Here is an 8063-nt window from a genome sequence, read left to right as displayed (position 1 = left end):
GCGATTCGCGGTGTTGTATGCCAGCCAGGCCCCGGTGCAGGTGGTGGCACCGTTTTATGGCGGGATCCCCAAAAAGGCCGAGACCTTGCGCGGCATTTGCCCTGCGGTAGGAGGCTGGGGCAAGCAGGATATGCTCTACGGCGATCATGGTGAGCGTTTGGCCAGCCATCTGGAAACGCTCGGGGTGCCCCACGATATCCGCAGTTATGACGATGTGGGCCATTCCTTCATGAATGACCACCAGACCTTCACGTTCAAAAAGCTTGGCCCGTTGCCGCCACTACGGTCGAAATTCGATGCGGGCGCCTCAGAGGACAGCTGGCAACGTGTGCTGGCGTTCTTCGAGAAAGTCTTCAGCGGTGAGCTCACTGCTACGCCTGAGGCCTGATGCCGAATGCCTGAGGCCAAAAGCCGCTCGAGTTGCCCGGCCGTTTTTGTTTGGCCGGGCGCCAGGCATTCGGCATCAGGCCCTGTCCCCTCAATACCGCGATGAGCCCTTACTTATCGCAGGCACCGAGCCATTTGGCTTCGCTGTGGGTGGTCATGGACTGTTTGTTACCGGTGACCGTGATACTGGTGCTGTAGTGCTTGGGATTGTGCAGCACCATCTCGCCGCGAATTTTGGTGGGATTGTTGCTTCCGGGCATCGTGCAGTTGGTGCTCCAGTGCAAGGTATCGCCGCTACGGTTCACTTCGCCAGCCCCGCAGCCTCCCTGTTTCCAGCTATCGCGCATGGCGACTTCCGGGTTCGCGGCCTGGGCCTGGGTGAGGCATTCCTTGCGGACCTGATTACGCATGGCGTCCGGCACTGCAGGTGAATTCAGTTTGGCGGTGATCTCCCAGAGCCCGGGGGTGAGTTCATTGGCCTGGGTTGCCAGCGAGGCAAGACTCAGGGGCAGGGCAGTCAGCAAACACAGGCCAAGTCGGGTAGCAGTTTTCATAACGATTCCCTTCGCGAGTACGGGTTAAGGGCTGCCCCCGAGCTTGCGACAGCGTCGGCTAGGCTGGGCGCTGGCTGGGGGGGAATTCGCACAGATCCGCGATCAGGCAATCACCGCATTTGGGCTTGCGGGCGATGCAGACATAGCGGCCATGCAGAATCAACCAGTGATGAGCATCGCGCAGAAATTCCTCCGGCACCAGTCGTACCAGCCGTTTTTCGACCTCCAGCACGTTTTTGCCCGGGGCAATACGGGTGCGGTTGGATACCCGAAAGATGTGGGTGTCCACCGCCATGGTGGGGTAGCCATAGGCGGTATTCAGTACCACATTGGCGGTTTTTCGACCCACGCCGGGTAGTGCTTCCAGCTCCTCACGGGTGCGCGGGACCTGGCTGTCGTGCTGTTCGATCAAAATACGGCATAACTGGATGATGTTTTCGGCCTTGGAGTTAAACAGGCCGATGGTCTTGATGTACTCTTTAAGCCCGTCGACGCCCAGCGCAAAGATAGCCTCTGGCGTATTGGCGACCGGATACAGGCGTGCGGTGGCTTTATTCACCCCCACATCGGTGGCCTGGGCCGAGAGCACCACGGCAACCAGCAGTTCAAAGTCCGACTGGTATTCCAGTTCAGTGGTCGGGTGCGGGTTCTGGGCGCGCAGACGGGAAAAAATTTCGGTACGTTTTTCGCGATTCATAGCATCTTCCTGTGTTCGCGAGGCAGTATAGCGGATGAAGCGCCGGGTGTGAGGGGATGCTCCCTTAATGCGATGGCATGTCAGGCTCTCATAGAGGGGCCAAAGAAGGAGAGTTAGATGCAGTTTTCCGCCATGGAAACCCTGATGATTGCCCTGTTGGTACTGGGCACAGGTCAGTGGCTGGTGCACCGGATTTCCATCCTTTCCCGGCTGAATATGCCGGAACCCGTGGTGGGCGGCTTGCTGGCCACCATTATCGTGACAGCGCTGCAAATTGGTGGTGTTTCCCTGACGTTCGATGAAAGCATGAAGGTGCCCTCCATGCTGTTTTTCTTCGGGGCGGTGGGGCTGGCTGCGGATTTTCGCCTGCTGAAGCAGGGCGGCTGGGCCATGCTGCTGTTTGCGGTGCTGGTGATCGTGCTGGTGGCGTTACAGGATCTGGCCGGTGTTGGCATGGCCAAATTGCTGGGCCTGGATCCTTATTACGGGCTGATCGGTGGCTCGGTGACGATGACCGGTGGGCACGGCACGGGTGCGGCCTGGGCTAGCGTATTCGAGAAGGATTTTGGACTCACCGGTGTGTCCGAACTGGCGGCGGCGTCGGCCACGTTTGGCCTGGTATTCGGGGCCTTGCTGGGCGGCCCGTTGGCCATGTTCCTGATTCGTCGCTACCGCATTGCTGCCCCGGCCCATGGGGCGGCGGAGGGCGACGCGGCCTATGACACGGCGGAAAAACCACACCCCATTTCGGCGGGCAGCGTGATCCGTATTTTGATGTTGTTGTCGGTGGGGGTTGTGGTGGGCAAGGTGGCGGCCGAGGAGTTTGCTTCCGTGTTCCGCCTGCCGACCTTCGTATGGGTGTTGTTCGTGTGTATTCTGCTGGGCAACACTGCACGCCGCTTGTGGCGCGTTAACGACGCCACCATCGATGTGGTGGGGAATACGGCGCTGGGGATCTTTCTGGCGATTACGCTCATGAGCCTGCAGCTACTGCAGTTGGTGGACCTGGCGTTGCCCATGCTGGCCATGCTGGTTGGTCAGGTGCTGTTGGCGCTGACGTTTATTACCTTTGTGACTTTCCGTTTGATGGGGCGCAACTATGATTCGGCGGTGCTGTGTGCGGGCCATTGCGGCTTTGCCATGGGCGCGACCCCAACCGCGGTCGCGAACATCCAGGCGGTAACGCAGCACCATGGGCCGTCGCCATTGGCGTTCATTATCGTGCCGGTGGTGGGGGGCTTTATCGTGGATATTGCCAATGCCACGATTATTCAGACGTTCGTGTCTGTGCTGTCGGGCTAGGGCAATGCGAACGTTGTTTACTATGAGCTGCGTGCGCGACGGTAGAAAGAACTCAAGCGAGTGACGAGGAGCGAGTTTCGAAGAGCCAACCGGTTTGGCCTTTCGCTCCTCGCTCCTCGCTCCTCGAAACTTGCTTCTGGTTACTGGGTAACCACTTCTCCCTCTTCAATGCGCAGGCGTTCGCCGGGTTTCTTGTCCATGCGAATCGTCTCTTCATTGTCATTGAAGGTGTAGGTCACGTCATAGCCTTCGGTGCGGCTTTTGTCTTCCATCACCGTGTTACAACGCTGTTCCGTGGTGGTGTAGGTGTTTTTTTCCTGCATCCCTTTCTGGATCTGGTTACCGGCGACACCACCGGCAATCGCACCGCCGGCTGTTGCGGCGTCCTTACCGCTACCACCACCAAACTGATGACCAACCACGCCACCGATTACCGCACCGACCACACTACCGGTGACCCGGTGTTGGTCTTTCACGGGTTTTTTGCGCTCAACATTAACCTGCTGACACACCTCACGCGGTTCCTGCCAGGTCTTCACAATGGGGTCCACATTGACCACTTTGGCATAGCCTGACTTTTGCGGGGTTACTGCCTGATAGGCTCCATAACCCACACCTGCGACGGCCACGGCACCCACAATACTCAGGGTGGCAATTGCTGCGCTTTTCATGGCTGACTCCTTATTCCGTTATTTCCCTGTTAGAGCCAGTCTGGCACAGAGAGTTCGTGGTTAAAGGGGGCTCAATTGCAAAAAAGTGTGAAGGTAAAAGGCAGGTAAAAAATCACCGCAGCGTTATGCTATTGTCCGCCTGTGCAGCGGTTTGCAGTGCCAGGAACGGGAACAATCCTGGCGCACGGGTCAGTGCTCTCATTGGGTTATTTTACCGCTACGATTCATGATTATTCACCGTCACAACGATGCATACAGGGGGACGTATGGAACAGAGTGTGGGGACAAAAACCGCCGCCGCTGCGCAACTGGATGCGCAGTTGCAGGCAGAATATTTCCACCTCACCAGCTTGATTGATTCGTTTGATCAGAAGTCGCTGACCATCAAGGCCTGGAGTGTGACGCTGGCTGGAATTCTGGCGGGGTCAGGGGCGTTTTTTGACCGCCCGGCGCTGCTGTGGGTCGGGGTAGTGGGAAGCTTGCTGTTCTGGTTGGTTGAAGGCCACTGGAAGGCCTTTCAGTCTGCGCATTATGCGCGTATCGAAAAAATCGAAGCGCATTTTCGTGGCGAAGTGGACGAAATCGTCCCCTTCCAGAGCGCCGATAGCTGGGAACGCAGCCGCCGCGCCGGCGGCATGAAAGAGCTGTTACGCATCCTGCGCTGGCGCCACGTGTTTCTACCGCATGGGTTGGTGGCGGTGGCGTTGTTGGTGGCAGGGTTGGTGCTGTAGGAGCGGCGCTCGAGCCGCGAAAACGATTGCCGTAGGAGCGGGATAACGTAGTTTCGAGGCACGAGTTTCGAGTCGCGAAAACCTGAAATTTCCGCTCTATGAGGTTTTGTTCTTCGAAACTCGCTTCTCGCTTCTCGCGACTGCTGTTATCGCGCCGCCGGCGACGCTCCTACACGGGTGCAGTGGTGCGCTTAACTGACTTTCCCGGTGGTGCGCACCCGACGGCTGACCTTGGGTTCGTCACTGGCTTTGCGCTTCTGGACTTCCTTGAGGCGTTTGTCGATGACGTTCTTGCCGGCGATGATCAAGCCCAGGCCCAGGAAGGCGCCGGGGGGCAGTATGGCCAGCAGGAAGCCGCCGTAGTTGTCGATGACAGTGAGTTCCCAGTTGGCCGCCATGGGCCCGAACAGCAGCTGCATGTTGGTGAACAGGGTGCCCTGGCCCACCAGTTCACGCATGCCGCCGAGAATCAGCAGGATTACCAGGAAACCCAGGCCCATCATAAAGCCGTCCACCATGGAGGGCAGCACGGCATTCTTGCTGGCGAACGCGTCGGCGCGGCCGAGCACGGCGCAGTTGGTCACGATCAGCGGAATGAAGATGCCGAGGATTTCGTACAGTTCGAACGTGTAGGCCTGCATCAGCATTTCGATCACCGTCACCATGGCGGCGATAATCATCACGAAGGCGGGCAGACGCACCGCATCAGTGACGTAATGACGAATCAGCGAGACACAGGCGTTGGAGCCCATCAGCACTACCAGGGTCGCCAGGCCCAGTCCCATGGCGTTGACCACGGAACCGGTGACCGCGAGCAAGGGGCACAGGCCAAGAATCTGTACGGTGGCCGGGTTGTTATTCCACAAGCCGTCCAGTGCCAGCTCACGGTAGGATTTACTCATTCAGTCACTCCCAAAGCGGTCCAATGTAAGGCGTTTTCTTGATGGCATAGTGGGCTTATGACGAAAGGAAACAACGAAGCAGTGGGGCGCTTTGGGAGTGACCCGGAGGGCGCCAAGCTGGGCTCGCAGAGCGGTGTTATTTCGGCTTGGAATAGGCCCGCTATGCCTGCGCCAAAATGCCTTGCTCTACAAGCCCAGCTTGACGCTGAATGCGTAAATCCTACCGTGAGCTGGCACCCGATTTTTTTATAATTAATGTCACTCATCACAGGTCTCCACCGGGGTGGTGTCCGCAGGGGCACTGAAGAGATTATTCTGGTTGGCGTCGAAATACTGCAGGGCGCGGTGCACCGCACCGACAACGGCGCGGGGGGTAATGGTGGCACCGGTAAAGCTGTCGAAGTCGCCGCCGTCTTTTTTCACGGCCCAGCCGGACGTGGCAGGGTTGCCCAGAGAATGGCCGTTGAAACCCAGAATCCAGTCGGATTTTTTGGTTTCGATACTGTCGCCCAGGCCCGGGGTTTCATTGTGTGGCGGAACCACACGCACGCCCTGTATCTCCCCTTGAGTATCCACGCCGACAATCAAGGCAATGGCCCCACCGTAACCGTCCGGCGCGGTGGCTTCCAGCACGGCGCCGTTGTCCTCGCCATTAAGGCGGGCCCGATAGAGGTGATGCTCGTTGCGGCCCAGTAGTGGGTCGCTCACGGTAATACGGTCGGTGAGCAAATCGTTGTCGTGTTGGGCGTGGGGCATGACCTGGTTCAGCGATGTCATCAGTGCTTGTTGCTTATTGCAACGGACCTGATCCAGCGTGGCTTCATTGGTAATGGCCAGGGTGGCGGCGGTGCCGATGGCAAACAACCCGAGGATGACCGCGTTCTTGGTGATGGCATAACGCATCATCAGCTGACACCTCGCTTGGATGACTTGTGCCCGTAGGTTCGCGGCTGGGTGTAGTAATCAATGAAGGGCGCAGACAGGTTCAACAGCAATACTGAAAACGCCACCGCGTCCGGGTAGCCGCCAAAGGTACGAATTACCCAGATCAGCAGGCCGATCAGCAAGGCATAAACAAGGCGGCCCATGCGGCTGGTGGCGGCGCTGACCGGGTCGGTGGCAATGAAGAACGCGCCCAGCATGGCGCCGCCGGAAAACAGCTGGAACAGCGGATCCGCAAAACGGACAGGATCAATCAACCAGGCCAGCAGGGCGGGCAAACCCAGGCCGGCGAGAAAGCCGACGGGGATGTGCCAGGTGATGATCTTGCGGCTGATCAGGTACAGGCCGCCCAGCAGAAACGCCAGATTGACCCATTCCCAGCCAAGCCCGGCAAACTGGCCATGCAGAATGCTGTGGCTGGCCAGTTCGCCTTCACTGGCGGCCCCGGCACTGTGGGCCGTGCGGAAGGTGTCCAGGGGGGTGGCGCCGCTAAGGCCATCCACCGGAAGCTGCCCGGTGAACAGCTGCCAGCTTTGCATAAACGATAGTGGCTCACCGGGCGCCAGCCACTGGGTCATGGCCACCGGGAAGGAAATCAGCAGCAGCACATAGCCGACCATGGCCGGGTTGAAGGGGTTCATGCCCAGCCCACCATAGAGTTGCTTGGCCACGATAATGGCAAAGCTCACCCCGATCAGGGTCAGCCACCAGGGGGCGGTGGGCGGCAGGGCGAGCCCGAGCAGAACGGCGGTGACCACTGCGCTGTAGTCTTTCAGGTAGAAGGCGATGTTGCGGCCACGGGCTTTCAGGAACAGCGCCTCGCTGACCAGCGCAACGATGACCGACCACAGCACATTGATCACCGAACCCCAGCCGAACTGCCAGGTGAGGACGGCAAGGCCGGGCAGGGTGGCGTAGATCACCTGGCGCATGAAGGCACCGGTGTTGTTTTTCACCGTGGCATGGGGTGAGGTGGACGTAATCAGGCTCATTGGGACACTCCGTGTGCAGCCTGAGGCCGGGCGCTCGACGCGAGACGCAGATTCGCGTCTCGAGCGACGCTCCTACGGAAATATGGGGCCAGCGTCAGGCGTTTGGCCTCAAGCATCGAGCGTCTATTCATTCTGCCAATCCTTGTTCTTCTACCGCCTGCTTGAGCGCCTTGCGGGCAATCTGGGTTTCGCTTTCCAGGGCCTGGAGTTCCGAGCTAAGGGCTTCCAGGGTGTCTTCCGAAGCGCTGCTGCGTTGTTGTTCCAGCTCCTGTTGCTTGTCGGCCAGGGCACTTTCTGCGCGGGCGGCTTCCAGCTTCAGGGTTTTCAAATCCTTGCCGGTGTGGGCGCGAATGTCGGCCTTGGCTTCTTCGACCAGGGCATCCAGTGCATCGCGGGCGTTGTCCGCCTTGGCTTTGAGCTTGTCGATCTTCACCTGCATGGCCTGGAGTTCGTCGGCGCTGGCAGTCTCGTTACGCTCGGCCCGCTCGTAGGCGGCGTGGGCTTCCTTGTACTGCTTGTGCGCCATGTTGTAGGCGGTTTTCAGGATTTTGAGTCGTTTCTGGCGCTTGGCTGCCTGCTCCGGGTCGACTTCGGCCAATGATTGCGGTGCCTGCTCTTCCGGCACGGCTGGGCTGTCAGTGGTGGCGGTTGCTGCCGGCGCCGCTTTCGGCGTGGGCGGTGCTGCGGCCTTGGCATCGCGCAGCTCTGCCTTTAGCTGATCCGCGATGGCTTTCAGGCGAGCGACTTCGAAGTGCAAGTCTGCCGCGTTGTCGGCTCCTTCTTCGTCGGCCTGCTTGGCGGCTTTCACCGCCGCCTTGTAGGCCAACGACGCATCGCCAACCTGCTTCTTCAACGCCGCCACTGGGTCGGGTTGTTCCTCCGCTG

At 59.3% G+C, this 8063-nt stretch carries 9 protein-coding genes and 1 pseudogene; 3 read left to right on the top strand and 7 right to left on the bottom strand.

Translation table 11 applies throughout. The annotated features are described in order from the left end of the window. A partial coding sequence (locus A3754_RS08545; protein ID WP_197468576.1) for a dienelactone hydrolase family protein occupies window positions 1-388 on the top strand: 388 nt, incomplete at its 5' end. Window positions 389-497: 109 nt separating this feature from the next. Here the strand turns inward: A3754_RS08545 and A3754_RS08540 are convergent. Both A3754_RS08540 and nth read right to left on the bottom strand, forming a co-directional pair. After that, window positions 498-941: a DUF3617 domain-containing protein gene (locus A3754_RS08540; RefSeq protein ID WP_063519325.1), complete on the bottom strand. Its 444-nt coding sequence runs from the start codon at window positions 939-941 to the stop codon at window positions 498-500. Between the two features lie 58 nt (window positions 942-999). Beyond that, window positions 1000-1638, bottom strand: coding sequence for an endonuclease III (nth, locus tag A3754_RS08535; protein WP_063519324.1), 639 nt, complete (start codon window positions 1636-1638; stop codon window positions 1000-1002). A 117-nt stretch (window positions 1639-1755) separates the two neighbouring features. Between nth and gltS the strand changes: the two genes are divergently transcribed. Further along, a complete protein-coding gene (gene gltS / locus A3754_RS08530; protein ID WP_063519323.1) occupies window positions 1756-2940 on the top strand; it encodes a sodium/glutamate symporter in 1185 nt (394 codons plus the stop codon). A 140-nt stretch (window positions 2941-3080) separates the two neighbouring features. On the opposite strand, the gene A3754_RS08525 is transcribed toward gltS, so the two are convergent. Next, window positions 3081-3611 carry a glycine zipper 2TM domain-containing protein gene (locus A3754_RS08525; protein WP_063519322.1) on the bottom strand — a complete coding sequence of 177 codons (531 nt, stop codon included), beginning with the start codon at window positions 3609-3611 and terminating at the stop codon, window positions 3081-3083. Between the two features lie 266 nt (window positions 3612-3877). On the opposite strand from A3754_RS08525, the gene A3754_RS08520 reads away from it, so the two are divergent. After that, on the top strand, window positions 3878-4342 hold the full coding sequence (locus A3754_RS08520) for a hypothetical protein (RefSeq protein ID WP_063519321.1): 465 nt from the start codon (window positions 3878-3880) through the stop codon (window positions 4340-4342). A 191-nt stretch (window positions 4343-4533) separates the two neighbouring features. On the opposite strand, the gene A3754_RS08515 is transcribed toward A3754_RS08520, so the two are convergent. The 4 genes and pseudogenes from A3754_RS08515 to A3754_RS27580 form a co-directional block, all read right to left on the bottom strand. Further along, window positions 4534-5244, bottom strand: coding sequence for an electron transport complex subunit E (locus A3754_RS08515; protein ID WP_063519320.1), 711 nt, complete (start codon window positions 5242-5244; stop codon window positions 4534-4536). A 258-nt stretch (window positions 5245-5502) separates the two neighbouring features. Further along, complete coding sequence (rsxG, locus tag A3754_RS08510; RefSeq protein WP_063519319.1) at window positions 5503-6150, bottom strand: electron transport complex subunit RsxG; 648 nt, start codon at window positions 6148-6150, stop codon at window positions 5503-5505. Further along, window positions 6150-7178 carry an electron transport complex subunit RsxD gene (gene rsxD, locus A3754_RS08505; protein WP_063519318.1) on the bottom strand — a complete coding sequence of 343 codons (1029 nt, stop codon included), beginning with the start codon at window positions 7176-7178 and terminating at the stop codon, window positions 6150-6152. Before rsxD ends, rsxG begins: the two co-directional genes overlap by 1 nt. Before the next feature lie 127 nt (window positions 7179-7305). Next, window positions 7306-8063 (bottom strand): annotated as a pseudogene (locus tag A3754_RS27580) (electron transport complex subunit RsxC); the annotation flags it as partial.

Source organism: Alcanivorax sp. HI0083 (genome assembly GCF_001635175.1).
This window is presented reverse-complemented; position numbering and strand designations above follow the sequence as displayed.

What these genes read in the sequence shown, in the direction of transcription:
- A3754_RS08540 (WP_063519325.1), bottom strand. Translation starts at nt 941, where the DNA reads ATGAAAACTGCTACCCGACTTGGCCTGTGTTTGCTGACTGCCCTGCCC.
- nth (WP_063519324.1), bottom strand. Translation starts at nt 1,638, where the DNA reads ATGAATCGCGAAAAACGTACCGAAATTTTTTCCCGTCTGCGCGCCCAG.
- gltS (WP_063519323.1), top strand. Translation starts at nt 1,756, where the DNA reads ATGCAGTTTTCCGCCATGGAAACCCTGATGATTGCCCTGTTGGTACTG.
- A3754_RS08525 (WP_063519322.1), bottom strand. Translation starts at nt 3,611, where the DNA reads ATGAAAAGCGCAGCAATTGCCACCCTGAGTATTGTGGGTGCCGTGGCC.
- A3754_RS08520 (WP_063519321.1), top strand. Translation starts at nt 3,878, where the DNA reads ATGGAACAGAGTGTGGGGACAAAAACCGCCGCCGCTGCGCAACTGGAT.
- A3754_RS08515 (WP_063519320.1), bottom strand. Translation starts at nt 5,244, where the DNA reads ATGAGTAAATCCTACCGTGAGCTGGCACTGGACGGCTTGTGGAATAAC.
- rsxG (WP_063519319.1), bottom strand. Translation starts at nt 6,150, where the DNA reads ATGATGCGTTATGCCATCACCAAGAACGCGGTCATCCTCGGGTTGTTT.
- rsxD (WP_063519318.1), bottom strand. Translation starts at nt 7,178, where the DNA reads ATGAGCCTGATTACGTCCACCTCACCCCATGCCACGGTGAAAAACAAC.